The 25,605-nt window shown below is 72.5% G+C and carries 25 protein-coding genes; 11 read left to right on the top strand and 14 right to left on the bottom strand.

The window, feature by feature from the left end; translation table 11 throughout:
- Positions 1 to 82: 82 nt before the first annotated feature.
- Positions 83 to 1,114 (top strand): hypothetical protein, encoded by a 1,032-nt coding sequence (locus tag IGA62_RS19070; RefSeq protein WP_145819494.1) that lies wholly within the window; start codon positions 83 to 85, stop codon positions 1,112 to 1,114.
- A 90-nt stretch (positions 1,115 to 1,204) separates the two neighbouring features.
- On the opposite strand, the gene IGA62_RS19075 is transcribed toward IGA62_RS19070, so the two are convergent.
- The 3 genes from IGA62_RS19075 to IGA62_RS19085 form a co-directional block, all read right to left on the bottom strand.
- The gene (locus IGA62_RS19075; RefSeq protein WP_145822131.1) at positions 1,205 to 1,930 is read right to left on the bottom strand and encodes a tRNA-dependent cyclodipeptide synthase; all 726 of its coding nucleotides are present in this window, start codon (positions 1,928 to 1,930) and stop codon (positions 1,205 to 1,207) included.
- Entirely contained in the window at positions 1,930 to 3,471 is a 1,542-nt protein-coding gene (locus IGA62_RS19080; protein ID WP_145819493.1) for a class I adenylate-forming enzyme family protein, read from the bottom strand. The genes IGA62_RS19075 and IGA62_RS19080 overlap by 1 nt, the downstream gene beginning before the upstream one ends.
- Before the next feature lie 359 nt (positions 3,472 to 3,830).
- Positions 3,831 to 4,775: an MBL fold metallo-hydrolase gene (locus tag IGA62_RS19085; protein WP_145819492.1), complete on the bottom strand. Its 945-nt coding sequence runs from the start codon at positions 4,773 to 4,775 to the stop codon at positions 3,831 to 3,833.
- A 236-nt stretch (positions 4,776 to 5,011) separates the two neighbouring features.
- Here IGA62_RS19085 and IGA62_RS19090 point away from each other — a divergent pair, with 236 nt between their 5' ends.
- Entirely contained in the window at positions 5,012 to 5,995 is a 984-nt protein-coding gene (locus IGA62_RS19090; RefSeq protein ID WP_145819491.1) for a GlxA family transcriptional regulator, read from the top strand.
- A gap of 89 nt (positions 5,996 to 6,084) precedes the next feature.
- Here IGA62_RS19090 and IGA62_RS19095 read toward each other — a convergent pair whose 3' ends face one another.
- Positions 6,085 to 7,095, bottom strand: a complete 1,011-nt coding sequence (locus IGA62_RS19095; RefSeq protein WP_145819490.1) for a glycoside hydrolase family 11 protein — start codon at positions 7,093 to 7,095, stop codon at positions 6,085 to 6,087.
- Between the two features lie 455 nt (positions 7,096 to 7,550).
- On the bottom strand, positions 7,551 to 10,484 hold the full coding sequence (locus IGA62_RS19100) for an AfsR/SARP family transcriptional regulator (protein ID WP_145819489.1): 2,934 nt from the start codon (positions 10,482 to 10,484) through the stop codon (positions 7,551 to 7,553).
- A gap of 89 nt (positions 10,485 to 10,573) precedes the next feature.
- Between IGA62_RS19100 and IGA62_RS19105 the strand changes: the two genes are divergently transcribed.
- The 3 genes from IGA62_RS19105 (at position 10,574) to IGA62_RS19115 (ending at position 12,857) form a co-directional block, all read left to right on the top strand.
- Positions 10,574 to 11,299, top strand: coding sequence for a hypothetical protein (locus IGA62_RS19105; RefSeq protein ID WP_145819488.1), 726 nt, complete (start codon positions 10,574 to 10,576; stop codon positions 11,297 to 11,299).
- Between the two features lie 23 nt (positions 11,300 to 11,322).
- Positions 11,323 to 11,961, top strand: a complete 639-nt coding sequence (locus IGA62_RS19110; protein WP_145819487.1) for a hypothetical protein — start codon at positions 11,323 to 11,325, stop codon at positions 11,959 to 11,961.
- A gap of 143 nt (positions 11,962 to 12,104) precedes the next feature.
- Complete coding sequence (locus tag IGA62_RS19115; protein ID WP_145822130.1) at positions 12,105 to 12,857, top strand: SH3 domain-containing protein; 753 nt, start codon at positions 12,105 to 12,107, stop codon at positions 12,855 to 12,857.
- Positions 12,858 to 12,944: 87 nt separating this feature from the next.
- Here IGA62_RS19115 and IGA62_RS19120 read toward each other — a convergent pair whose 3' ends face one another.
- The 6 genes from IGA62_RS19120 to IGA62_RS19145 form a co-directional block, all read right to left on the bottom strand.
- Positions 12,945 to 13,772, bottom strand: coding sequence for a DUF72 domain-containing protein (locus IGA62_RS19120; protein WP_198501084.1), 828 nt, complete (start codon positions 13,770 to 13,772; stop codon positions 12,945 to 12,947).
- A gap of 115 nt (positions 13,773 to 13,887) precedes the next feature.
- Entirely contained in the window at positions 13,888 to 14,463 is a 576-nt protein-coding gene (locus tag IGA62_RS19125) for an NADAR family protein (protein WP_145819485.1), read from the bottom strand.
- A gap of 93 nt (positions 14,464 to 14,556) precedes the next feature.
- A complete protein-coding gene (locus IGA62_RS19130; RefSeq protein WP_145819484.1) occupies positions 14,557 to 15,537 on the bottom strand; it encodes a dipeptide epimerase in 981 nt (326 codons plus the stop codon).
- A gap of 131 nt (positions 15,538 to 15,668) precedes the next feature.
- Positions 15,669 to 16,178: an NUDIX domain-containing protein gene (locus IGA62_RS19135; RefSeq protein WP_145819483.1), complete on the bottom strand. Its 510-nt coding sequence runs from the start codon at positions 16,176 to 16,178 to the stop codon at positions 15,669 to 15,671.
- A gap of 43 nt (positions 16,179 to 16,221) precedes the next feature.
- The gene (locus tag IGA62_RS19140) at positions 16,222 to 16,740 is read right to left on the bottom strand and encodes a hypothetical protein (RefSeq protein WP_145819482.1); all 519 of its coding nucleotides are present in this window, start codon (positions 16,738 to 16,740) and stop codon (positions 16,222 to 16,224) included.
- Between the two features lie 160 nt (positions 16,741 to 16,900).
- Entirely contained in the window at positions 16,901 to 17,095 is a 195-nt protein-coding gene (locus IGA62_RS19145; RefSeq protein ID WP_145819481.1) for a hypothetical protein, read from the bottom strand.
- Between the two features lie 236 nt (positions 17,096 to 17,331).
- Here IGA62_RS19145 and IGA62_RS19150 point away from each other — a divergent pair, with 236 nt between their 5' ends.
- Entirely contained in the window at positions 17,332 to 17,997 is a 666-nt protein-coding gene (locus IGA62_RS19150; protein ID WP_145819480.1) for a GNAT family N-acetyltransferase, read from the top strand.
- A gap of 367 nt (positions 17,998 to 18,364) precedes the next feature.
- Positions 18,365 to 18,715: an STAS domain-containing protein gene (locus IGA62_RS19155; protein WP_145819479.1), complete on the top strand. Its 351-nt coding sequence runs from the start codon at positions 18,365 to 18,367 to the stop codon at positions 18,713 to 18,715.
- A gap of 36 nt (positions 18,716 to 18,751) precedes the next feature.
- Here IGA62_RS19155 and IGA62_RS19160 read toward each other — a convergent pair whose 3' ends face one another.
- On the bottom strand, positions 18,752 to 20,203 hold the full coding sequence (locus IGA62_RS19160) for a glycoside hydrolase family 3 N-terminal domain-containing protein (protein ID WP_145819478.1): 1,452 nt from the start codon (positions 20,201 to 20,203) through the stop codon (positions 18,752 to 18,754).
- Positions 20,204 to 20,361: 158 nt separating this feature from the next.
- Between IGA62_RS19160 and IGA62_RS19165 the strand changes: the two genes are divergently transcribed.
- The 4 genes from IGA62_RS19165 to IGA62_RS19180 all read left to right on the top strand — a co-directional run bounded on the left by IGA62_RS19165 (position 20,362) and on the right by IGA62_RS19180 (position 24,004).
- Complete coding sequence (locus IGA62_RS19165) at positions 20,362 to 21,540, top strand: ROK family transcriptional regulator (protein WP_145819477.1); 1,179 nt, start codon at positions 20,362 to 20,364, stop codon at positions 21,538 to 21,540.
- A gap of 130 nt (positions 21,541 to 21,670) precedes the next feature.
- A complete protein-coding gene (locus tag IGA62_RS19170) occupies positions 21,671 to 22,513 on the top strand; it encodes an ABC transporter ATP-binding protein (RefSeq protein WP_145819476.1) in 843 nt (280 codons plus the stop codon).
- 16 nt (positions 22,514 to 22,529) lie between these two features.
- The gene (locus IGA62_RS19175; RefSeq protein ID WP_145819475.1) at positions 22,530 to 23,423 is read left to right on the top strand and encodes a ribokinase; all 894 of its coding nucleotides are present in this window, start codon (positions 22,530 to 22,532) and stop codon (positions 23,421 to 23,423) included.
- Between the two features lie 89 nt (positions 23,424 to 23,512).
- Positions 23,513 to 24,004 carry a GNAT family N-acetyltransferase gene (locus IGA62_RS19180; protein ID WP_145819474.1) on the top strand — a complete coding sequence of 164 codons (492 nt, stop codon included), beginning with the start codon at positions 23,513 to 23,515 and terminating at the stop codon, positions 24,002 to 24,004.
- Positions 24,005 to 24,129: 125 nt separating this feature from the next.
- On the opposite strand, the gene IGA62_RS19185 is transcribed toward IGA62_RS19180, so the two are convergent.
- Together IGA62_RS19185 and IGA62_RS19190 are read right to left on the bottom strand one after the other, a co-directional pair.
- Positions 24,130 to 24,975 carry a hypothetical protein gene (locus IGA62_RS19185; RefSeq protein ID WP_145819473.1) on the bottom strand — a complete coding sequence of 282 codons (846 nt, stop codon included), beginning with the start codon at positions 24,973 to 24,975 and terminating at the stop codon, positions 24,130 to 24,132.
- Positions 24,976 to 25,048: 73 nt separating this feature from the next.
- On the bottom strand, positions 25,049 to 25,528 hold the full coding sequence (locus IGA62_RS19190) for a DUF6232 family protein (protein ID WP_145819472.1): 480 nt from the start codon (positions 25,526 to 25,528) through the stop codon (positions 25,049 to 25,051).
- Positions 25,529 to 25,605: the final 77 nt, after the last annotated feature.

Genomic DNA, 25,605 nt, shown 5'->3' on the forward strand with positions numbered 1-25,605 from the left:
CATCATTGACTTCTGTCGAAGTCATTCGCCGGGTCCGCCGGTTCGTCATCGGCGGCCCGGCGACACGTCCCCGAGGAGGACCGTGAAACTCCGCGCCCGTCTCGCCGCCGCCCTCGCCGTGACCCTGACCGCCGGCGTCGTCGCCGTTCCGTCCCCGGCCCTGGCCTGGGCACAGCTCAACAACGACCCCGACTTCATCCAGGTCTACGTCAACAACATCGAGAACCTCGAGACGGTCGACGCGGTGAACTGCCCCGGCGACTGGGAGGATCTCATCTACTACATGAAGACCTACGAGACCAGCCCGGACCTGTTCCTCGTGCAGCAGCTCGCCGGGCCGGGTGAGCTGAACACCCTCCTCGACCGCATGAACACCCTGCTGGCCGGGGAGTTCGCCGGCATCCTCGCCGAGCCGGACCCGGAGCAGATGCAGTCGCCCTGCGGCGCGGAGAAGGACCACCAGACGAACGCGATCATCTGGCGGATCGGTCGGTTCGACATGGTCGCGGGTTCGCAGCTCACCTGGCAGTCGTTGGCCGAGGACGCCAGCGGCACCTGTGCTCCCAACCACCAGGACCGCACCATCAACGTGGCCGCCCGCCTCTACGACAAGATCGCGGGGAGGTACGTCTCCGCCGGCAGCATCCACTGGCCGACCGGCAACAGCGACGGCCCGGCCTGTGCCCCGGAGAACGCCGCCCGGACGGTGGAGAAGGTCGAGAGCATCGGCGGGGCCCTGCGCGTCTGGGGCGGCGACGCCAACGTCTCCGACCAGGCCAACGGTGACTGGCGGAGCTGGTACGCCACCACCAACGGACAACTGGGCGGGCGGCACAACTATCGGGACGCCGCCTTCGACGACTGCTCGGAACGGGTCGACGGCGGGACGGCGCTGCGTCAGTGCCTGCGCGACGAGCACTGGACCGTCGGCGGCGACAACCGCATCGACGTCCTCTTCGCCCGTCGGGGCGACGGCAGCATGCCCATGACCGGCGCCGAGCACACCGTCACCTTCGCCGAAGGCGACCAGGCCGACATCGCGGTGACCGGCTCCGACCGGCAGGACCGCAGCTACTCCGACCACCGGGCGATCCGGGCCCGCGTCCACTACTGACCTGTCCCGCACGGCCGGTCCGAGGCGCGCACCTCGGACCGGCATTCCGGGCTCCACCGTCCACGGTGTCTGCCTTCGGGTGTTCCGTCGTCACGGAACGGGGTGGATGGTGGCGTACGCCTGCCGCGGTGAGGCCTGGAGCAGGGACTTACCGGAGAAGATCAGTTCTGCCAACGGAAGCCGCTGGTGATAGAAGTTCAGCGACGAGGAAGCGTCGAAGATGTCGGCCGAGGCCAGGAAGAACGGAAGTTCGGCGACGAGATACCGCATGGCACGTTCGATGCGTTCCGTGTCGAGCGGCCCGTCGTACCCCCGGGCGGCGAGGACGTCCCTGCTCATCTCCGCGCAGGTCTCCCACAGGATGCCGTCCTCGTTCAGGGTTTGTTCGCACTCCGCGAGCTTCCTGCGGTAGACCTCGTTCGACACCAGGTCCGACATACGGTTCAAGCCGTCGGTCGCCCGTGGTCCACCACTGCTTTCCCAGGCTCGTACGACCCGGTTGCGCAGGACGTTGGTCTCGCCGCGCGCCTTCTTGTCCGCACGGTCCGGTTCGTAGCCGAGCGCGAGGTACGTGTGCTTCAGGGCCGAGTCCGGGATGACGACATCCACGCGGGCGAACTCGGCACAGAGCCAGCCCAGGAGGTCGGTCAGCCGGGCGACGTTGAAGTAACTGTTTCCGGGGCTGACCCCGAGGACCGCGTGCTGTCGCTGCTCCCAGATCAGACGACAGTCGTCGGTGAAGGGTTCGACGACGAAGAGCCCTTGCCGGATCGGTGTGTTTCCGTCCTGGTTGGTCGCGCCTTCGGCTGTCGTCATCAGGTCCACCGACCGGTTCCCGGGTGCGCGGCGCCGTTCAGATACCGTCGGCGAAGTTCCTCCCGGATGATTTTCCCCGTTCCGGTGCGGGGCATGTCCTTGAAAGCAATCACGATCGGCTCGGCGAGCTCGGGCAGTTTACGTACCGCATTCCGCCACTGCTCTCCGTCCAGTTGGCCATCGGGCGTGGCGACGATCGGCACGGGCGGTCCGTCGGACACCGGCAGCAGCGCCACGTCATGCCCTGCCGGCAGATTGTCGACGATGACATCTTCCTGTTCGAGGCAGTTCAACCCCGGCGCGTAGTTGACCTCACGATCGATGAGCTTCAGGGCGCCGGTCCTGGTCTTGATACCGATGTCACCGGTGTTCCACCACTCACCCACGGCCTTTTCGTTCCAGCGTTCCGGTTCCTGGTAGTACCCGGCGCACCGTGCCCTGGTGCGTGCCAACACCAGTCCGGGTTGACCGTCCGGCACCGGCTCGAACGTCTTCGGGTCCACGACCTTGAGCTGGACGAACCCCGGCATCGGCCGACCCACCTTGCGGGGACCCGGTCGCTGGTCACGCCGTATGTTCGCCGTTCGCCGGGTGACGAATGTCATGCCCATGCCGCCGGTCTCGGACTGCCCGTACCCCTCCCGCCAGAGCGGGAACGGGTGCCGGGAGGCGTTCAGGTACGGCCGGATCGTCGCCCACCGCACCGCGTCGAAGTTGTTGATGAACATGCGTACCGAGGAGAAGGCGTCATTGCGTGGGTCCCGGGCGAGCCCCTCCATCCGGAAATAGTCGATCGGCAGCGCCTCGACCACCGTGGGTCGGTGCTGCTGGAACAACGGGCCGACGACCTCGGGATCGCTGTCGCTCATCACGAGAACCTTGGTGGGGGACAGGGTCAGCACCGAGTAGATCCACGTGAAGGCGCGAGCGTGGACGTACGGCGTGAACATCGCCACGGTGTCGTTCCGATGGAAGGTGATCGGTGGCAGGTGACGGCATTCCAGCCTGGCCATCTGGCCCTGGAGCTTGGCCGGGGTGTACATGATGAGCTTCGGAATGCCGGTGGTGCCGGAGGTGTGGGTGAGCATCATCAGCTCGTCGTCACGCCGCGCCACGGGGGACGGGTCGGTGCTGCCGTAGAGGTCCGCGAAGGCCAGCGTGTCCGGTACGCCCTCGTCCAGGCACAGGGTCCGTTCCGCGAACGAGGTGAGTGAGCTTCCGTCGCTTCCTCTGTTTTCCAGGAGTTGTCTGTTGCTGACCAGCAGCCGTGGTTCGACGCGCTGGAGTAGTGCTCGCGTCGAGTCGGTGGGCAGCAAACCGGAGAGCATCACCGGAATAGCGCCGATCCGGATGCCGGCGGCGGCGAGCAGAAGGCAGTCGAAGTGGTTGTCCTTGTAGACGGCGAATCGGTCACCGGGACGGACCCCTGCCGCACTGAGCGCTCCTGCGGTTTTCCGCACGCACTGGGCGATCGCCTCTATGTCGAGGACGGCCTGGCCTGATGGATCGATATCCAACGGGCGGTTGGGACGGAAGATCATTGGCTTCCCCGCTTCGGCCCTACGGTCGAAGAGGAGACCTACGCTGGACTTCCACAACCTAAGATTGGGCACCCGTTCCCCCGTATTTACGCGGCTCCGTCAGGTGATCACAGCGATCAATACCTTAGGCTTCGTTAAGGTGATCCGTCAAGCCTTCCGTCGATTCCTGATAGTGTGCATGAGGAACCCTGTCGAGGGCGGTTCGGTGGCGCGACATCAGCGCCTGGGCCGTTCCGGTTTCCCGTGGCCGAATCTCCCCGCTGACCTGCGATTCGGGCAGAGGGCGCGGGTATTTACGGCGACGAAAAGAAGGGGAGTCGTGGCGGCCCGCCGGGCGTGGGGAGCCCGGCGGGGCCGGTTCACCCGAGTGCGGTCCAGGGCTGGTTCAGGTGCGCGGTGGCCAGCACGGCGCGGCGGGCCCGAGCCTCGTCGAGCAGCCGCTGGCGGGTCTCCCGGGCGGCCTCCGGGTCGGCCTCGTACCGGTAGCCCACGGCGGGGTCGACCAGCTGGACGGCGTGGACCAGGACGTCACCGGTGACGATCACCTGGTCGTGGCCGTCCTCGACGACGACCGACTGGTGGCCCGGGGTGTGCCCCGGAGTGGGCACGACCCGGACGCAGCCGCCGCGCCCCCGGGCGGAGTGCAGCCGACTGGCCCCGTCCACCTCGTGCAGCTGGCCGGTGGCCCGTAGCGGCTCGACCACGTACGTCCGGGCCGCGTCACCGTCGGGCAGGGTGGCCACCTCGCGGCGCTGGACGACGTACCGGGCGTTCGGGAACGCCGGCGTGCCGTCCAACCCGACCGACCAGCCGAAGTGGTCCTCGTGCAGGTGGGTCAGCACCACCGTGTCGACGTCCGCCGGGTCGATGCCGGCCCGGTCCAGCTCGGCCGGCAGTCGGCCCGGAGTCGGCGCCCAGCCCTCGGCCGGGCTGCCGTCCGGCCCCACCCCGGTGTCGACAAGCGTCAGCCGACCTCGCGGCCCGCGAACGGCGTAGCACCGGAAGTCGAGCTGCCAGGCGTCCCCCGGGCCGAACGCGCCGGGGTCGACGGCCCGGGCCAGCTCCCAGTCGTCCGACGTGGCCGCCGGGAACGCCGCCTGACGGTCGAGGAAGAACGTCCCGGTCGCGTCCCGCAACGGGATCACCTCGTACGCGCCGACCGACCGCGCGCCCGACGCCCGCGATCCCCTCCCCGGCCCGGTCGCGCCCGCCGGGACGGCTGCGCCCGCCGGCCCGGCGACCGTCACGGCTGCGGCGGCGAGCAGGAACGTCCGTCGTCCGAACTCGGCGGAATCGTCCATCATGGTGGCACCTTTCGTCCGCAGGTGCCGGGTGAGGCGACCCACCCGGCGTCTCGGCAGCGACGCTAGGGCCGGTACCGGTACGCGGGCCGCCCCGCGACGGGCGGTCGACCTGATCCTGTCGATACCTGGCCGGCTTTCACCGCCGGACCCACCCGCACGGCTTCTTAGGATGGGGTGCCGGGAGTCCGCGCCCGCCGGCAGGCGGGTGGCCGAGGTGTGAGGTGTGGGAGGCCCCGATGCCGCTCGATGTCGCCATGCTGGCGTACCCCGGCGGGGGCAGCTTCGACTACGTGACCGTCAACGAGGTCTTCGGCGTGGACTACTCCCACCGGTTCGGCTCCTGGTACCGGACGCGCGCGTGCGGGCTGACGCCGGGGCCGGTCGAGCTGGACGGCGGGGTCATCGTCCAGGCCGGGTGCGGGCTCGACGAGGCGGAGCGGGCCGACCTGGTGGTGGTGCCGGGGTGGACGAGGGAACACGAGGTCCCGCCGCGGGAGCTGCTGGCCACCCTGCGGGGCGCGTACCGGCGTGGGGCCCGGATCATGTCGATCTGCACCGGCGCGTTCGTGCTCGGGCACGCCGGCCTGCTCGACGGCCGTCGGGTCACCACGCACTGGGCGATGGCACCGCTGCTCGCCTCGCTCTTCCCGGCCGCGACCGTGGAGCCGCGCGCCCTGTTCGTCGACGACCGTCGCGTCCTCACCGCCGCCGGCATGTCGGCCGGGATGGACCTCGCGCTGCACGTCGTACGCGGGGACTTCGGTGCGGACGCCGCCGCCGCGCTCGCCCGCCGGCTGGTGCTGGCCGGCTATCGCAGCGGCGGCCAGGCGCAGTTCGTCGACGCGCCGCTCGGCCCGGAACCGGATGATCCGCTGCCGGACCTGCTCGACTGGCTGCGGCAGCACCTGGACCAGCGGTGGTCGTTGGGCTCGTTGGGCGCCCGGGTGCACATGAGCCCCCGCACCCTGTCCCGGCGGTTCCACCGGCTCACCGGGATGAGCCCGCACCAGTGGCTGCTGCGGGAGCGGATCCTGGCGGCGCAGCGGCTGCTGGAGTCCGGGGACGAGCCGGTCGCGCAGATCGCCGTCCGCACCGGGATGGGCTCGGCCGGCAACCTGCGGCACAGCTTCCGCCGGGAGTTGGGCGTCTCGCCCCAGGCGTACCGGACGAGTTTCCGTGCCGGCGGCCCCCGGGCGGGCGCGAGGAGCAGCGGTCCGTGACGAACCGCCGCGCGTGACGTGCGACGTGCGCAGGGCGAAGGTGGCGCGGCGGCCGGAGCCGCCGCGCCACCGTTACGGAGCTGGTCGGGTCAGGCTGTTCGGCAGCTGACCGTCGGCCAGGTCCAGTTGCCGTTCGCCATGATCGTGATTCCGAAGTTGTTGCCGTTGCCGTTCGGTGTGGCGGTGATGGTTCCGCTGGTGCCGCTGACCGAGGCGTTCCAACTGTTCTGGATCCACTGGCCGCCGTTCAGGTTGAGGGTGACCACCCAGTTGTTGGTGCCGCTGACCGCGACGTTCAGGTTGAACCGGTCGCCCCACCGCTCGCCGGCGGACAGCACCGCGGTGCAGTTGCCGCCCGGACTGGTCGGGCCGGTGGTGGGGGTGCCGCCGCCCTCCCAGACGGTGATGTCGGAGCTGCCGCTGCTCTGGTAGCCCTCGGTCGCCATGATCTGGTAGCTGTGGGTGCCGAGATTCAGGCCGGCGCGGGCCCAGGCGTCGAAGTGGTTGGCGGTGGTGATGGTGCCGCTGCTCCGCTTCTGCTGGCGCACGCTCCAGTACTGGTAGAACGTGCAGTTGTTGCCGTCGATGCAGGGCGCGTTGACCCGCTGGCTGCGGAGGATGTCGTAGGTGCCGCCGTCGGTGGTGACCGTGCCCAGCCGCTGGGCGCCGCTGCTCGGGTTGTAGCTGCCGAAGTTCTCCACGACGTAGTACTCGATGAGCGGGTTCCGCGTCCATCCGTACAGGGCGAGGTAGGTGTTGTTGTTGCCCGGGTTGTAGGTGCCCGAGTAGCTGACCGTCCGGCGGGTGCCGGTGGCCCAGCCCTTGCCGCCGACCCAGTTGTTGGTGCTCCTGTCCCAGCTGCTGGTGTACCGGCCGTTCTCGCGCAGCGTCATGCTGGCGCTGCCACTGTCCTTCCAGAACGAGAAGTAGTAGCCGTTGTGCGTGCCGGTGGTGTTCGAGCTGAGGTACCGGTCGGCCTCGGCGAACGCGTGGGGGGCGGCCACCACCGTGCCGGTGACGGCGAGCACGGCGGCGCACAGGGCGCCGAGGAGCAGCCGGAGACGCCCGCGCCTCCTCGGTGTGATCGAACTGTGGTTCATGTACGTCTTCCCTCCTCGTGACAGCTGGCGGGAGGCCAGCGGCGCGGTGCGACCCGGCCGGCTCGGTGACCAGGTACGGGCAGCCGGACACTCGGCTTACCAACAGGTGGTGGGGTGTGCCGGTCGTCCCGCAGGACCGGAGGGTGGGTCGCGGGTGGTGGCGTCGACAGTGATTCAGCGCTGTCGATGGCGACGCTATTGGCTGGATCCGTGGCCAGTCAACAACTTCCGGAAATGTTACGGAAATTTGCTCGCGGCCTCGGGGTTCTCGCAGGGAGCGTTCGACCTGGTCGGCAGTCCTGTCCGGGAACCTGGTCGGGGGCAGCGGCCCTTCCGTCGTTACCGAAGGAGTGGAGAGCCGAGCCAACTGATCTGAAACTTTCGGAACCCGGATCGGTGGTCAGGGTCGGGGCCCGACCGTGGGCCTGTCGAGATCTTGGACAGTAACCGTCCTGTCAGGACGGAGTCGGTCCACGATTGACTCGTTCGCCGGGGGACGGGGTGGGGACGTCGTCGTTGCGGAGGCCGAAGCGGGAGCGGAGTTCGGCGCGGACCTCGTCGGCCTCGGGGCTGCCCACGTCGGTGAAGACGGCCAGCGCCAGCCGCAACTGCCGTACCCCACGGTCGACGTCACCATGTCGGCAGAGCATCAGGCCGAGCCGGCGCAGTGCCACCGCCTCCCCGTGCCGGAACTCGGCCTGGCGCATCGCCGCCACGGCCAGCTCGGCGTAGCGGATCGCCGAGTCGACCTGGCCGGCGCCGAGGTAGGCGTCGGCCAGGGTGCCCATCATGCTGCCCCGGTTGCGTTCGTTGACCGGCACCCCGGCGACGGCCAGGCCGCGTCGCAGGTAGCGCAGCGCGGAGTGGTGGCGACCGAGCAGGCACTGCACCTCACCCAGGTTGCCCAACGCGTTGGCCTCGATCTCCGGGGCGTTGCTGCGGCGGGCCAGGCGGACCGCCGTACGGCAGAACCGGATCGACTCCTCGTAGCGTCCGGCGAGCCGGTACGCCATGCCGATGTTGCCGGTCGTCGCGGCGCAGGAGCGCAGGTCGCCGAGTCGTCGACGCAGCCGCAGGCTCCGCTTGAAGCAGGCGGCCGACTCGTCGTACGCGCCGGCCATGCCGTGCAGGACGCCGAGCTGGTTGAGCGCGCGGGCCTGCCCCTCGTCGTCGCCGGCCGCGTCGCTGAGGTCCAGGCTGCGCCGGAGCAGGTGCGTCGCCTCGTCTGTGCGGTTGCGGTGGAAGTGGGCCACCGCCAGGTCGTGCAGCAGCCTGGCCTGCGCCACCGGGTCGCCGAGCCGCTCGGCGGCGGCCACCCCGGCCCGGTCCACGGTGATCCAGTCGTCCACGTGGCCACGCATCTCGAAGAAGAGGAAGAGACTGTCGGCCAGGTCGACGCCGGCCCGCGCGGTGGCCTCCGCCCGGGCGGCCTGGACGACCCCCGCCACCAGGTTCGGTCGCTCGGCGGACAACCAGGCCAGGGCCGCCGGGGCGTCGTCGAAGGCGGACGGGCCGGCGACCGTCGGCACCCGGGTGCCCGGACGCAGCAGGCCCAACGCCTGGCGGGTCCGCTCCAGGTGGTGGGCGAGCATCCGGTGCACCGCCGCCGTCGGTACCGGCTCCGGCTCCTCGGCGGCCCGTTCGCGGGCGAAGAGCCGGATCAGGTCGTGCATGGCGTACCGTCCGGCGGTGGTCTCGTCGAGCAGGCGCGCGTCGACAAGTTCGTCGAGCGCGTCGAGCGCCGGGGGCAGGTCGACGTCGAGCAGCGCGGCGGCCACCTCGCCGGTGACGTCCACGCTGTCGACGGCACCGACGAGCCGGAACAGCCGGGGCGCCAGCGGATGCGTCAGGTGCTGGTAGCTGACCAGGAAGCTGGTGCGTACCGCGATGTCGCCCTGGCGCAGCTCGTGCAGCCGGCGGTGCTCGTCGCGCAGGCGGTCGTCGAGCGTCGCGAGGCTCCAGGCCGGTCGGGCGGCCAGCCGGGCCCCGGCGATCCGGACGGCCAGGGGCAACCCGCCGAGGCGGCGGACCAGCCGGGCCGCGGTGTCGGCCTCGGCGTCCACCCGCGCGTCACCGGCGAGCCGGCGGAGCAGGTCGACGGCGTCGGCCTCGGCGAGGATGTCGAGTTCCAGGTGGGTGGCCCCGTCCACGTCGGTGAGCTTCCGCCGGGAGGTCACCAGGACCGCGCAGCCGTCACCGGCCGGGATCAACGGCCGTACCTGGCCGGCGTCGTGCGCGTTGTCGAGCACCAGCAGCACCCGCCGCCCGGCCAGCAGGGAACGCAGTGCGGCCGACGCCTCGGCCACGTCGGTGGGGATCGCCGTTTCGGCCACCCCGAGCACCCGGAGGAACCGGCCCAGCGCGCTGTGCGGCGGCAGCGGGCACACGCCGGCCGTCGCGCCCCGCAGGTCGACGTAGAGCTGCCCGTCCGGGAAGGCGGTGGCCACCCGGTGCGCCGCCTGCACGGCCAGCGCCGACTTGCCGACCCCGGCCGGGCCGGTGACCACGTACAACGGCATCCGGTGGCGCGGCCCGGTGGTCAGCGCGGCGGTCAGCGCGGCGAGGGGCCGGTCGCGTCCGACGAGCACCGGGGCGGTGTGGGGTAGTTCCCGGACGGCAGTCGCGGGGGGCCGGGCCGGGACGGCGGCGGGCGGTGTCGGCTGGCGGGCCAGCTCGGCGAGCCGGCGCAGCACCGGACCGGGTTCCATCGTGAGTTCGTCGGCCAGCGCCCGCCGGTAACGCCGGTACGCGTCGACGGCCTCGCTGCGCCGACCGAGGTGGTGCAGCGTCATGACCTGCTGTTCGGCGAAGCGTTCGTGCAGCGGGTACCGGGCGACGAGTTGGTCCAGCACCGCCAGCATCTCGTCGTGCCGCCCCAGGTCGAGTTCGACGTCGACGTACTCCTCGTACGCCGACAGCCGCCGCCGGTCCAGCCAGGCGACGCTGCCACCGAAGCCGCCCAGCCCGGCCACGTCGGCCAGGGGAGCGCCCCGCCACAGGTCGAGCGCGGACCGGTAGAGCGTGGCGGCCCGTCCGGTCGGACCGGCGCGGACCGCCGCGCGGGCGGACTCCAGCAGGATGTCGAACCGGGACACGTCGAGGTCGTCCGGGTCGACGGTGATGCGGTAGCCGGGCGGGTCGGACGCCAACCGGTCACCCACCAGCTGCCGCAGCCGCCACACGTGGAGCTGGACGTTCTTGCGGGCGGTGCGCGGCGGCTCGTCGCCCCAGAGCAGGTCGACGATGTCGTCGACCGGGGTGATCCGGTTGACGTGCAGGAGCAGGGCGGCGAGCACCGCCCGCTGTCGGGGCGGCCCGGCCGGAACCGGCTGGCCGTCCGACCGGATCTGCACCGGTCCGAGCAGCCCGAAGGTCAGTCGACCAGCCATGTCATCGCAGCGTACCGGGGCGCATATACCAAAGATAGATCGACGGTTGGGAATCTTCGCGGCACTCGATCAGGGAAAGGAGATCTCCCGTGTCCGATCGAACCACCGGGGAACGGCTGCCGGCCTGGGTGCCCGCGATGTGGGCCGCCGTCCTCTTCGCCGCGCTGCTGACACCCGCCGGCCCGGCCCACGCCTCCCACCCGAACCCCTCCTCCACCCGCCACCTGCACAACATGCACTACGCCTCGTCCGGCACCTCCGCGGGCGCCAACGACGAGCAGTTCTGCGTCGAGTCCACCGACACGGCCAAGGTGAGCCACAGCAGTGCCCGCACCTTCGTCAAGCAGACCCTGACCGAGATGGGCGCCGGGAAGGTCTGGGACGGCACGGGCAACTGGCGCATCGACCTGTGGGCGACCAACAGCAACTGCACCGCGTACCCGGCCTCGACCCGGAGCACGATCGAGATCGAGGTCCACTACGGCTGGGACTGGAGCCGCTTCTGCGGCGCGCCCACCGGCTACTACAACTGCGTCGTACACGACAACCCGGTGTGGGACGCGGCCCACGGCCACTACGACAGCCAGTGGGCCTACGTCTACCTGGTCTTCAGCTCCGGCGGACGCCTGGACAACGTGGGGCGGGCCTTCATCAACCACGAGTTCGGGCACGTCTTCGGCCTCGCCGACGACAACGGCGTCTGCAACCCGCCGAGCCTCATGCACAGCTCGATCGTCGGCTACAGCTGCACCAACTGGCCCTACTGGTACCCCAGCCCGTCCGACTTCCAGTCCGTCGTCAACGTGATGGCCTGACGGTCCGTAGAAGGAGGCCTGAGATGGCACGACGTTCCGTGCGTACCCGCCTGGTGACCACGCTGACGGCCTGCCTCGCGTCGGCGTTGGCCGCCGGAGTGATCGTGACGGCCGTGCTCGACCGCTCCGGCGGCCACGACCACGCCGACCACGCCCATCTCGACACCGCCAGCGGACTGCTCGTCACCAGCCGGTCGGCCCTGCGGATGTGCGTCGAGGCCGGCACCGGCACCGGGCAGGATGCCATCCGGGCCGACCTGCTCGCGGGCCTGGACCGGGCCCGCGAGCACCCCAACTGGGCCGCCAGCTACGGCAGGGTCCGCCTCACCCCGGAGACCGCGCTGGACTTCGGCTGCCCGGCCGCCCGCCTGCCGGACCGGATCGACCGTACGGCGCTCGCCGGGCCCGGCATCACCGACGACCCGAGCGCGTACCGCGTCTGGGTCTACGTCCTCGACGAACCGACCGCCGACCGGATCCTCGGCGTCGGCCAGCCGGCCGACGTCGCGACCGCCGAACTCATGCGGGAGGGGCAGAGCCTCTGGCCGGTCTCCACGGCGCTGCTGATCCGGCAGAGCCGGTTGGGTGACCCGGCCACCGTGGGGCGGAGCCTGCGGACCGCGTTGGGCCTGATCAGGGCGGAACCGGGCGGGAGCGCGTGATCGTCGCCTGGTGGGGTGGTTGCAGGGGTCCCCTGCTCACCTTTTCTGTCGAGGAAGGGCCCCCTGCAACCACCTCCGGAACCGCAACCACCCCAACCGTGCACCACGTTCGACTACCTCAGGAGGTGATACCCGTGGGTCGGATGATCCGTGGGCTGGCCGTGCTGCTGGCCGTACTCGGCATCGCCCTGACCGCGACCGGCCCCGCCTCGGCGGCGCCGCGCGACGCGCAGGCCCCGGCGGTCGGGGCTGCCGCGAGCGACGACGCGGTGGGCATCCAGGCGACCGAGCGGTCGGTCCGCTGCGCCAACGCCGCCCGCGCCGCCGGCTGGACCGGCGAGAACCTGGTCATCTCGGTCGCCGTGTCGCTGGCCGAGTCGCAGTGCGTCGTCGGCGCGAAGGGCTACAACGGCCCCACGTCCGGCTGCCCGAACGGCTCGATCGACCGGGGTGCCTGGCAGATCAACAACTGCTACCACACCTGGGTCACCGATGCCTGCGCCTACGAGCTGTACTGCAACGCCCGTGCCGCCCACGACATCTGGGGCTGGTCGGGCTGGGCCGCGTGGGCGACCTACACCAACGGCTCCTACCGGAACTACCTGACCGAGGCCCGCGATGGGGTGAACAACCCCGGCGGCGGGGTCACCGGCACGGTGAACACCGGCGGTGACCCGTTGAACGTCCGGGCCGGCCCGGGGACCTCCTACGCCACGGTCGGCACGGTGGCCCACGGCACGACGGTGCAGATCGTCTGCCAGACCCGGGGGACCCGGGTCTGGAGCGACGTCTACCAGTACTGGACCGACATCTGGGACAAGATCGGTGACGGCCGGTACGTCTCCGACGGCTTCGTCCACACCGGCTCGTCGGGCGTCGTCGCGCCGAGCTGCTGACCGTCGCGGTCTCCGTGCCCGGGGCGACGCCGCCGGGCACGGAGTCGTGTTCCGTGCCCGGGGTGGCGACCCCGGGCAGAGTCGTGGTCAGAAGAGGGTGAGCGGCTCGACCGGGACCGGCTCGGGAAGTGGTTCCAGTCCGGGCACCCGCGCCCGTACCTCGTCGTGGAACCGGCGGGCGAGCACGGGTGCGTCGGCGTTGTCCGGGGTGTGGACGAACACCGTGGGGGAGCGCCCCGCACGCAGCCACCCGGCGACGACGTCGACCCAGTGCCGCCAGCCCTCGACCGTCCGGGCGGTGTCGTCGCGGCCGAGGTAGCGGACGATCGGACGGTCGGTCAGCGCAGCCGACCGGAGCGGCATACGCGGCTTCTTCGTCCAGGCGTCCCGTTCCGCGTCGCTGGTCGGCGGGCTCCGGAAGAACGCGGTGGTGTCGAAGGGGATCCACTCGGCGGCCGCGTCGGCGAGCACCCCTTCGAGGAGCCGCGTCGCACGGGGGTCGTCGAAGAACGCGGGGTGACGGACCTCCACGGCGTACCGGTGGGAGGCCGGGAGCCGGCGCAGGAAGCGGGCGAGTACGGGGACGTCGGTGGGGGCGAACGATCCGGGTAGCTGGACCCAGAGGGCGTCGGTCCGGGGACCGAGTGGGGCGATCGCGTCCAGGAAGTCGCGGAGCGGCTCGTCGACGTCGGTGAGCCGGCGGTCGTGCGTGACGACCCTGGGCAGCTTGACCACGAACCGGAAGTCGGGATCGGTCTGCTGCGCCCAGGAGGCGACGGTCTCCCGGGCCGGGGTCGCATAGAACGTGGTGTTCCCCTCGACCGCGTTGCACCAGCCGGCGTAGTGCCGTAGCCGCTCGTGGGCCGGGAGTGGATGCGCCAGCAGCCGTCCCTGCCACGACTTGTGAGTCCACATCGCGCACCCGACATGAAGACGCATGACTCCCACCCTGCCACGTCGGTTCGCCCGGGCCACCTCGGCGTCCCCTGGGCCACCCGGCCGCGTCCCGGCAGCTCGCGGTCGGGCCACGCTACCCGGCGGGGTGTTCCTGTCCCCGCAGCGCGGTCCGGACCCGCATCAGCGCGAAGCCGAGCAGGTTCAGCCCGCGCCACCGGGCGGGGTCGGCGGCGGCCGGGTCGTCGGCGGCCAGGCCGATGCCCCACACCCGGTCCAGCGGGCTCGCCTCGACCAGCACCCGCTCCCCGGTGCCGAGCAGGAACGCCCGCAGGTCGGGGTGCTGGCCGAACTTGGCCAGGTTGCCGGCCACCACGATCCCGTACCGGTGCTCCTGCCAGGTCCGCTCGTCGAAGCCGGTGACCCGGCGGCCGAGGGTCTTGGCCTCGTTGGGGTGCGCGACAGTGAGCACCTGCCCGGCGGTCACCCGGTCGTCGAAGAGCATCGCCTTGGCCCACATCATGTGGTGCTCGGCGGTGGCGAACTCCACCCCGTCGACGGTGAACGGCGCCGGCCACCACTGGCTCAGGCAGCCGGGTCCGGCGGTACCGTCCGGTCGGGCCCGGTGTCCCCAGAAGAACAGGAACTTCGCGGTACGGCCGGCGCGTACCGCGTCGGTCAGCTCGGCGACGCTGCACACCTCTGCGGACATGCCGGCCAGTGTGGCGTACGGCGCGTGCCGCCGCCTCCGGTTTACCGGCCGGTCCGGTGCCGGTCAGCCCATGGCCCCGGCGTGGACGAACGCTCAGCCCCACAGCTCCGGCGTGGGCGGACTGAGCCAGCCGTCGACGCACGGCATCGACGGCTGCACGTCCTCGGTGAGGATCAGGTGCCCGGCGATGTCCCGGAACTCGGCGAAGTGCGCGACCTGGAAGGCCGCGGCGGAGGCGAGCGAGGTGGCCGCGAAGCACCCGACCATGATGCGCAGGTCACGTTGCCGGGCCTGGGCGACGATCCGCAGCGCGGCGGTGAGGCCGCCGCACTTGTCGAGTTTGATGTTCACCCCGTCGTAGAGTTCGGCGATCCGGGGCAGGTCCTCCTCGGCGTAGAACGACTCGTCCGCGATCAGGGGCACCTGCCGGGGCAGCCCTCGCAGTGCCTCCTCGTGCTCGGGCCGGACCGGTTGCTCCACCATCCGGACGTCGTGCCGGGCGAGCACCGGCAGCATCGCCACCAGCCGCTCCGGCGTCCAGCCGCAGTTGACGTCCACCACCAGCTCGGCGTCGGGCCGGTGGGCCCGGGTCAGTTCCAGCCGTTCGACGTCCTCCTCCGAGCCGAGCTTCAGCTTCAGGGCCCGGCGGCCCTGGCTGTCCTTCAGTTCCTGGACGAACTGGGTCTCCTCGGCGAGCGAGACGGTGAGCATGTCCTCGACCGGGGTGGGCTCGGGCAGGCCGATCGTCTGCCACACCCGGCGTCCGCTGCGCTTGGCCTCCAGGTCCCAGAGGGCGGCGTCGACGGCGTTGCGCGCCGCGCCGGCCGGCAGCAGGGTGAGCAGGTCCTCCCGGCCGGCCCCCTGGCCGATCGCGACCCGCGCCTGCTCCACCTGCTCGGCGGTGGCGGCCTTCGGGTCGGGGAACGGGCTCTCGAACAGGGTCGCCTCCCCCCGGCCCCGGACGTCGCCGTCGCGCAGCTCCACCCGGACCAGCCGGGTGGCGAGCAGACTCGCTCTCGCGAAGTGGTACGGCAACGAGAAGGGGATGTCGAGAAAGGCGTGGCTCAGCTCCATCGAGTCCTCATTCCGTCCGACGGCACGAGAAATCGATGCTATGCGATGTATGTGACGATGGGTCGCTCTCGACCGACCAAGTTGTTTCCTCGCGGCCGCACCGCCGCCGGGCTGGCCGACCTGTCGGCGGATCAGCGGTGGGCGGCCAGGAACTCGGCGAGCACCTGACTGTGGGTGGAGAAGGCGAGTTCGGTCGGCTCGGTGAGGACGAGCCACTCGGTCGACTCCGCCGTGGGAGCGGACGGGGGCAGGTCCTCCAGCCGCCGGGTCGGCAGCGCCCCGAAGATCATGATCGTCCCGCCGCTCGGCGCGCTGTGCACGGCGACGAGCCGTACGCCGGCCGCCTCGCCGGTCAGGCCGGTCTCCTCCCACAGCTCGCGGACGAGCGCGTCCCGCCACTCCTCGCCGTACTCGATGAAGCCGCCCGGTAGCGCGAGCAGGCCCCGGGCGGGCTCGATGTCGCGGCGCTGGACCACCACGCCGAGCCCGGTGGGGGTGAGCACCGGCTGGACGGCCACCGCCACCGGAAGGGGGTTACGCCAGGTGGTGTGGCCGCAGGCCGGACAGATCCGGGGCCAGTCCGCCCCGTCGGGGTAGGCGGTGCCGCAGCCGGAGCAGTGGGAGTGGGGTATGCCGCTCACCCGCAGCACGATACGCGGTCGCCGCCAACCCGTCGCGCCGGTCTCAGGCCGGCGTGGGGAAGCCGTACCGGGCGGCGTGCTCGGGGTCGGCGGGGTCGATCTGGCGGAGCCCGGCGTCCGCGAGCCGCTTGTTGACCTCGTCGAGCCGCTCACGCACCAGGGTGGCCTCCTCGTCGGTGACGCGGCCCCGGTGCGGCTTGCCGGCGTGCTCGATGGTGCCGTAGTCGATCTTCTCGGCCGCCTTGCGGGCCTTCGGCGGGCGGACCCGCTCGGCGGTGCGCAGGAGCTGCGCCATCGGCGTCTCGGTCGACATCGCGTCGAACTCGCTGGCGGTCAGCACCACCCGGCGGGGCTCCCCGTCACCCTGCGGGTCGTGGATCTCCACCACGGCGACGTCGAGGGCGGCGTCGTCGATGCCCTCCACCTCGGTCGGGCTGATCTCCAACTGCACGGGCCCGGTCACCAGGTCGGGGTGCTCCAGGACGACGACGCGGAACACCTGGTCGTCGGTCTCCAGGACCGTGCCGCTGAAGTCGGAGACGTGGATGGTCTTCTTGCCCATGGATGGAGCTTCTCCTGTCGGTGGCCGTGCCGGAACGCAACGAACCTACCCGACAGGTGTGCTAAGACCTCCGTCGCGCGGGGGCCCGGGTGTGTCGCGCCCCCGGGTTCCGTGTCGGCGGTCCCCGGTGCCCGTGCCGGGCTTCCGGGGTGACCGCCGTTCAGCGGGTGCCGAGGTGGCGGCGGGTGGAGACGTTGGCCGGGAGCCGGTTCAGCTCCGCCCACGACCGGTCACCGGCATGCGGGTCCCGGCAGCCGTCGTACCGCGACTGTGTTGGCGGGGGCACGTCGTCCCGGAGGGTCGGCCAGAGCCGTCCCGTGTCGCGTTTGTCCTGATCGATCAGCTGTTTCGGCATGGCCGTACCATCCCAGAGAAAGTTGTCCATCTATGGAAATAGGTGTGACGCGTGGCCGGTGCGTCCGGTTCCCGGAACACGGTCGGCAATCATCGGTGATGTTCTCTGTCTGCTGTACCCGGGCTCGGGCGCTTCAACCACGACGGTCAGATCCCGTCCGGCGGCGTGGGCGCCGGGGCGACGTACGGGTGGGCGATCGCACGGCCGGCGGCGGCCGTGACGCGTACCGTGATCCGATGCTCGACAGGCGACTCCACCTGCATCTGGCGACCTGGCTCGGCCAGTGGCCGGCCGGGCCGGGACTCCACGTGGTCGGCTCCTGGCGCCGCTCGCGCCCGGCCTGGGACCGCCGGCTCCGGCCGGCGGTCGCGGTGGCCGCCCCCGGCAGCGCGGTGCTCTCCGTGCCGACGGAGCGCGTCGCGGCGGTCCGGGCGCTGGCGGCGGACGGGCCGACCCCACGGCTGTGGTCGGCGCTGCCGGGCGCGGTCGGTCACCCCGACCTGCCCCTGCGCGAGGGAGTGTTCCGCTGGTGCACCGCTCCCCACCCGCTCCCCGACGTGGGGGAGTGGGTCGACCCGACCGATCCCGGGTTCCCCTCCTGGCTGCACCTGTTCGACCGGGAGGTCCTGGTGGTGCGGGACGCCGACGGGCACTACCTGGCGGGGGTCGGCGTCAAGCGGCACGACCGGTACGGCCACGAACTGGCCGTCGGGACCGTGCCGGGCGCGCGGGGCCGGGGACTGGCCCGCCGGCTGGTCGCGCAGGCGGCCCGTCGGGTGCTCGACGAGGGGGCGGTGCCGACGTACCTGCACGACCCCGACAACACCGCCTCGGCCCGGGTCGCCGCGGCGGCCGGCTTTCCCGACCGGGGTTGGCGCTCCCACATCGTCCATCCCGACTGACTTCCGGGACCGGACCCCGGCCTGGCCGCCGGCCCGGGTGGGCCACCGCGCGCTGGCGCGGACCGTGGATCCCGGGCCGGATCCACGGTCCGCGGCCTCTTCCCCCCAGGTCCGAGGAGGCGTCTGGCGACCGGACATCCCGGTGAGGTAACGCTATGTGTCGAGGTGGTCCCCGGCAAGCCCCCGAAAGGCGCGTAGAGCTGTCCAGAAATGGACTTGACCTGGGATTATCTGAGGTCCTGGTGGTGCGGGTCGCCGGTGACGCACGGTACGAGTCGCCGGTGTTCCATGGCCCGGCGGCGGGCCGGTGGATAGGGTCGCGACGAGCGGGCCGGACGCGGCAGTGGTATGGAGGCGGTGAGCGGTCATGGAGGTGCGGGTGCGGGACACCGGCCGGGGCGACGTCGTGCTGAGTCCGGCGGGTGAGATCGACATGTCCACCGTCGGCGTGCTGGAGACCGCGCTGACCGCCGCGCTGAACCGGCCCGACCTGCGGGAGTGCCTGGTCGACCTGGCCGAGGTCACCTTCCTCGACTCGACCGGCCTGCGGGTGCTGATCGAGGGGTTCAGCCTGGCGCAGGAGCGGGGCCGGTCGCTACGGGTCGCCAATCCGCAGCCGGTGGTCGAGCGGGTTCTGCGGATCACCTCGGTCGGCCCGCTGCTGGGGCTGCCGGACGTCGCCACCCCACTGCCGCCCGACGCCCGCTGGCTGGGCTGAGCCGCCCCGGAACCCTCCGGCGGGCGGTACCGCCGGTCAGCCGGCCAGGCCGAGCACCTCCGCCGCCGCGCGACCGTTGGCGTGGCTGGCCCCGTAGGTGGCGACGAACGCGCGCACTCCGGCCGGCCGCCACCGTCCCGGCCAGCCCATCTCCACCACCGTCACCGGATGGACGGCGGCCAGCCCCTCGACCAGTTCCGCCCCGCCCGGCAACCGGTGCAGGTGCCGGCCGACCAGCACGACCGGCCGGTCCCCGGCGAGCGCCCGCAGGGCGGCCGGGTCGGTCTCGCCCGCCACCACCCGGACCTCCTCGGTTCCCGCCAGGTGCGGGCCGAGCCCCCACGGCACCCGGCCCTCGGCCATGGAGGCGGTGGCGTGCACCTGCACCACCAGCGGCCGGTCCAGCCCGGCGACGATTCCCTCGACGCGTACCGCCCGGCGGGCGGCGGCGTACCCGAGGTCACCGGGGCCGGGCGCGGGCGCGCCGACGGGCCGGGTCCAGGCGGCCAGCTCGGCGGTGCGGGCGGCCGCCTCCTCGACCCGGTCGCGGGCCAGCCGCCCGTCGCCGAGCGCGACGACGATCTCGGTCACCACGTGTTCGACCAGCGCGGCGTCGACCTTCGCCCCGACGCAGAGCAGGTCCGCGCCGGCCGCGAGGGCGGCCACGGCGGCCGGACCGATCCCGCCGGCGGCCACCGTGGCACCCTTCATCTCCAGCGCGTCGGTGATGACGGTGCCGGTGAAGCCCAGCTCCCGGCGGAGCAGGTCGACCAGGACGGCCCGACTGAAGGTGGCCGGCCGGTCCCCGGTCAGCACCGGGACCCGGATGTGCGCGGTCATGACCGCCCGGGTGCCGGCGGCCACGGTCGCCGCGAAGGGCGGCAGGTCGCGCTCGCGCAGCACGGACAGCGGCACGTCCACCGTGGGCAGCTCCAGGTGCGAGTCGGCGACGGTCGCGCCGTGCCCGGGGAAGTGCTTGGCACAGGCCGCCACCCCGGCACCCTGCAACCCGTCGACCGCGGCGGCCGAGTGCGCGGCGACCCGGAGCGGATCGTCGCCGAAGGACCGGGTGCCGATCACCGGGTTCTCGTCGGCGCTGTTGACGTCCACCGTCGGAGCGAGGTCGACGGTGACGCCCAACGCGGCCAGCTCCGCCCCGATCGCGGCGTAGACCCGGCGGGTGAGCGCCACGTCCCCGACCGCCCCGAGCGCGGCGTTGCCCGGGTACGGGCTGCCGGTGGCGTGCGCCAGCCGGGTGACGTCGCCGCCCTCCTCGTCGATGGCGACCAGTACGTCGGTGCGGGCGTCGCGCAGCGCGGCGGTCGCCGCGGCGACCTGGGCCGGGGTCTCGACGTTGGTCCCGAACAGGGTGAAGCCGGCCAGCCCCGCGCCGACGAGGTCCAGCGCCCAGTCCGGCGGGGTCGGCCCGGGGTACGCCGCGAGCAGCGTGCCGAGGGCAAGGCGGCGGAGTCCTGGATCCAGCCCCACGTGATCTCCTTTTCGCAGTCGGCCGGGTCCTCCGGCCTGCTGATCGACGACCCCGGGCCGGTCGTCCGGCCGCTGACCCGTGTCGGGGCCGGCCGTTACGCTACGGTCACCCCGGATCGATTCGATCAACAAGGTTTACCAAAACCAGAGGACGTGGCATGAGTTCGACGCGGCTGCCCGGCACCCCGCGCCTGTTGCGGGCGCTCAACGACCGCGCGGCACTGGAACTGCTCCTCGAACGGGGGCCGCTCACCCGGGCCCGACTCGGCGAGCTGACCGGCCTGTCCAAGGTCACCGCCTCGCAGCTCGTCGAGCGGCTCGAGGAACGCGGTCTGGTCACCCGGGTCGGTGAGCAGGCCGGCGGGCGTGGCCCGAACGCCCAGCTCTACGCCGTCCGGCCGGGCAGCGCGCACGTGATCGGGGTCGACGTCGGCGCGGACCGGGTGGTGGCGGCCTGCGCCGACATCACCGGCGCGGTGATCGGTCGGGCGGAGCAGTCCACCCGGGACACCGACGACCCGGTGGGCGTGGTGCACAACGCGGTGGTGCAGGCCGCAGGGAACGCGGACGCGCCGATGGCGAGCGTCCGCCGGGTCGTGCTCGGCACCCCCGGTCTGGTCGACCCGGCCACCGGGGACATCACCTTCGCGTTCAACCTGCCCCGGTGGCACCGCGGCCTGCTCGCCGCGCTCCGCGACGACCTGGCCACCCCGGTGGTCTTCGAGAACGACGTCAACCTGGCCGCGGTCGCCGAGGCGCAGTCCGGCGCGGCCCAGGGGATGACGGACTTCGTGCTGGTCTGGGTGGACGCCGGGGTGGGGCTGGCGATCATGCTGAACGGGCGGCTGCACCACGGCAGCAGCGGCGCGGCCGGTGAGATCGGCTACCTGCCGGTGCCGGGGGCGCCGATCCCCCGGGACGTCTCCCGCCGGGCGAAGCCCGCGTTCCAGCAGCTGGCCGGGGCGGAGGCGGTCCGCGCGGTGGCCCAGGAGTACGGCTTCCCGGCCGACGTCACCGCCGCCGATGCCGTCCGTGCGGCGATCGCGGCCGGTACGGCCGGCGGCCCGATGCTCGACGAGCTGGCCCGGCGTCTGGCGCTCGGGGTGGCGAGCACCTGCGTGGTGCTGGACCCGCCGCTGGTGGTGCTGGCCGGTGAGATCGGCCGGGCCGGTGGCGGGGCGCTCGCCGAGCGGGTGCAGCACGAGGTGGCCGCGATCACGCTGGTCCGGCCGAGGGTGGTGCCCACCGGGCTGCGCGAGGAGCCGATCCTGCGGGGCGCGCTGCGGACCGCCCTGGACGCCGTCCGAGACGAGGTCTTCGGTTCCACGGTCGGCTGACCCGTCGGGCCGGACCCCACTCCCCATGTGAAGGAATTCTTCACCACATACATCTGACCTGCAAGGTCTTGCCAGTGACGCGCGTCGCCCGTCGGGGTGCACGGGAACGGGCACGTGGTTGGATGGATGGGTGACTGCTGAGCTGATCCCTGGCGCGGATGGCGCCGCACCCGCATCGTCAGCCGTGGACGAGGATCTGGTGGTCGATCTCGACGGGGTGGGCGTGCGCAGGTCCGGCACCGCGCTGCTGCACGACGTCGACTGGCAGGTCGAGTTGGACGAGCGCTGGGTGGTGCTCGGCCCCAACGGTGCCGGCAAGACCACCCTGCTCAACCTGGCGGCGGGACGGCTACACCCGACCACCGGCACCGCCCACGTGCTCGGCGAGCGGATCGGGCGGACCGACCTCACCGAGCTGCGTACCCGGATCGGGCTCTCCACCGCGGCCCTGGCCGAACGGATCCCGACCGAGGAGAAGGTCACCGACGTGGTGGTCACCGCCGCCTGGTCGGTGGTCGGCCGGTGGCGGGAGAGCTACGACCGCACCGACGAGGGCCGCGCCCGTGCCCTCCTCGGCCAGCTCGGTGTCGGCCACCTCGCCGACCGCGGCTACGGCACCCTCTCCGAGGGGGAGCGCAAGCGGGTCCAGATCGCCCGCGCCCTGATGACCGACCCGGAGCTGCTGCTCCTCGACGAGCCGGCCGCCGGGCTCGACCTCGGGGGCCGGGAGGACCTGGTCGCCCGGCTGGCCGAGCTGGCGTACGACCCGGACGCGCCCGCGCTGGTGCTGGTCACCCACCACGTCGAGGAGATCCCGCCCGGCTTCACCCACGCGCTGCTGCTCCGCGACGGGGGCGTCGTCGCCCAGGGACTGCTCGGTGCCACCCTGACCAGCGACAACCTCTCCAAGACCTTCGGGCTGCCGTTGGTGGTCGAGCGTTCCGGCGAACGCTTCACCGCCCGCGCCGCCTGACCCGCGGAGACCTCCCGTGCCGCAGACCCGGGTCGTGGTGGTGGGCAGCGCGAACATGGACCTGGTCGGGACGGCTCCCGCGCTGCCCCGGGCCCGGGAGACCGTGCTGGGCACCGACTTCGTGATGGTGCCCGGCGGCAAGGGCGCCAACCAGGCGATCGCCGCCGCCCGCGCCGGCGCTTCGGTCGTCTTCCTCGGTGCGATCGGATCGGATTCCTTCGGGGTCACCCTGCGGGCCCGGATCACCGCCGCCGGAGTGGACACCGGCCAGCTCCGGGTGACCTACGGCCCGTCCGGCGTGGCGCTGGTCATGGTGGACGCGGAGGGCGAGAACCTGATCCTGGTCACGCCCGGCGCGAACGCCTCCCTCGTCGGGCTCACCGACGCCGAACTGGCCGCGGTGCGGGGCGCCGACGTCATGGTGGCGCAGTTGGAGATCCCGGTGGAGACGGTGACCGAGGCGGCCGTGGCCGCGCGGTCGGCCGGCACCCGGGTCGTCCTCAACGCGGCACCGGCCCGGCAGGTCCCGGCGGAGCTGCTGGACCTGGTCGACATGCTGGTGGTCAACGAGGTGGAGGCCGCGGCGCTCACCGGGCGGGGGCGTGCGGCGCCGGAGGCGCTGCTGGACCTGGTGCCCCGGGCGGTGCTCACCCTCGGTGCCGACGGCGCCTGGTACGTCGACCGCGACGGCACCGTCGCGCACGTCCCGGCGTTCGAGGTCGAGGTGGTCGACTCCACCGCGGCGGGCGACGCGTTCACCGCCGCCCTCGCCGTGGCCTGGGGCGAGGGGCGCGACCTGCTCGACGCGGTCCGGTGGGCGGCGGCGGCCGGCGCGGCCTGCACCCGCCGGCTCGGCGCGTCGGTGGCGCTGCCGCACCGCGCCGAGATCGACGAGCTGCACGCGCGCTGAGCCCCGGTCGCCGGCGGCCCGGCGACCGCCCCGGCCCCGGGGCGTTCCGCTTTCGGGATCCCGGCCGGTCGGGCCGGTACGGTGGCGCGGTGTCCGAACTCCAGCAGCTCGACCTGCGCCACGCCCCCGCCCTGCTCCGCTTCGAGCGGGAGAACCGGGCGTACTTCGCGCGGTTCGTGCCGGACCGGGGCGACGACTACTTCGCCGGATTCACCGTCCGGCACGCGGAGCTGCTGGCGGAGCAGGCCGACGGCGGATGCCGCTTCCACGTCCTGGTCGACGACGACGGCACCGTGCTGGCCCGGTTCAACCTGGTGGACATCGCCGACGGCAGCGCCGAGTTGGGCTTCCGGGTGGCGGAACGGGCGACGGGACGGGGTGTGGCGAGCGACGGGGTCCGGGCCGTCTGCGCACTGGCCCGCGACCGCTACGGGTTGCGTCGGCTGGTCGCCTCGGCTGACCTGCGGAACGTCGGCTCGCTCGCGGTTCTCCGGCGCACCGGGTTCACCCCGGTCGGCGAGATCACGGTCGACGGTCGTCCCGCACTGCGTCACGTCCGGGACCTGACCGCCGACGCCTGACACCCGGACCAACCGGCGGGACGGGCGGTCGGCGCGCCGGTATCCCCGCCTGGCCGGGCATGGGAACGCGCTGCGGATCGGTAGGGCCGGCGCCCCGGGTGGTCGATGCGCAGGATGCGCGAGACCTAGTCAGCCTGGTCGTCGGCGCGGCGTTCGCCCCGGCGGCGGAGCATGCCCAGGCCCGGGATGCCGGCCACGGCGAGTTTCAGGTCCCGGGTCACGTCGAGCAGGTCGTGCAGGTCCGGTCCGACCCGGTCCAGGGTGGCCAGGATCGGCAGGATGTCGGCGGTCAGGTGCTCCTTGAGCTTGGGTAGCTCGTCGACGAGACGGATGGCGGCGGTGACCTCCTCGTGGCTGAGCTGCTCCACGAACCGCGCGGCCATCGGCGCGGCCCGGCGCAGCACCGGCTCGTACGCGGCCAGGAGTTCCCCGGCGGTGGCGGCGGCCACCCCCGCCGTCTCCACCGTGCCGGCCGCCCGCCCGGCGACCACCTCCGCCTCGGCCACCACCGTGGCCGCCGCCCCCGCCACCTGCTCGGCTCCGGCGACCACCACGGCTGCGCTCGCCGAGACCCGCTCGGCCTCGGCCACCACCCGGCCCGCCACGGCGGAGACCTGCTCGGCCTCGGCGACCACCACGGCTGCCTTCGCGGCGACCTCGGTGGCGTTGTCGATCGCGGTGGTCGCGGCGGCGCTGATCACTGCCACCTGCCGGACGGCCGCCTCGGCGTCGGTGAGCACCTGATCCGTCCGGTCCAGGGTCTGCTCGATCCGGTCCACCACCCCGTTGATCCTGGTCACCAACGCTTCTACGGCGTCGAGCACCGCGAAGGCGCGCGTCGGCACCGCCGCGAACGACACCGCCGAGCCGAGAGCCTGGTCGACCGCGGCTCGGGTCAGCCCGGCGGCCCGGGAGGCGGCGTCACTGGTCATCCCGAGGACGGCGGACGGGCGGGGGAGGGGAATCACCATGCGTCCAAGTGTGCGGCGCGACCGCCAGAACCGCCGCCCGCCGGGGCTGAGGCGTTTGCCGGGGCACCCTGCGTCAGCCGTCGGCCTGCTGTTCGACGGCGCGCTGGACGGCCCGGTAGATCTGCCCGAACCGGAGCGCGTCCGGGCTGCTCAGCAGCAGGATGTCGTGCCCCCGGTGCTGCACCCAGAGTTCGTGCGTCCGGTCGCCGCGTTCGTACGAGCGGTCCAGCCAGCCCAGCGGCAGTTCCAGGAAGGGGGCGAGCACCAGCGCGCCGACGACGAAGGCGGCCAGGACGATCAGCGCCAGCGTCCAGTTCCCCCGGTCCTGCGCCGACCAGGCCAGCGAGATGACGCAGAGCAGCGCCACCAGCGGGGGCAGGGAGAGGAGCAGGACCAGGACGCCCCGGCCCAGCTTCCGGGAGTGCTGCCCGAGGGTGCTCCGTCCCCGGGCGTGCCAGACGTACGTGATCTCGGGCAGCCGCAGTGTGTGCCCGTCCACCCGGATCGACTCGGAGGTCACCTGCACCGTGTCGTCCTGGTAATAGAGCGTCATCTCTTCAGTGAACCCGGTGCGGACGGGTTCGGCAGCCCCGACACCACGGCGGGGTGTCCGTTGTGGACCCGGGCGTG

The sequence above is a fragment of the Micromonospora sagamiensis genome (assembly GCF_014680085.1).
Lineage (GTDB): Bacteria > Actinomycetota > Actinomycetes > Mycobacteriales > Micromonosporaceae > Micromonospora > Micromonospora inyonensis.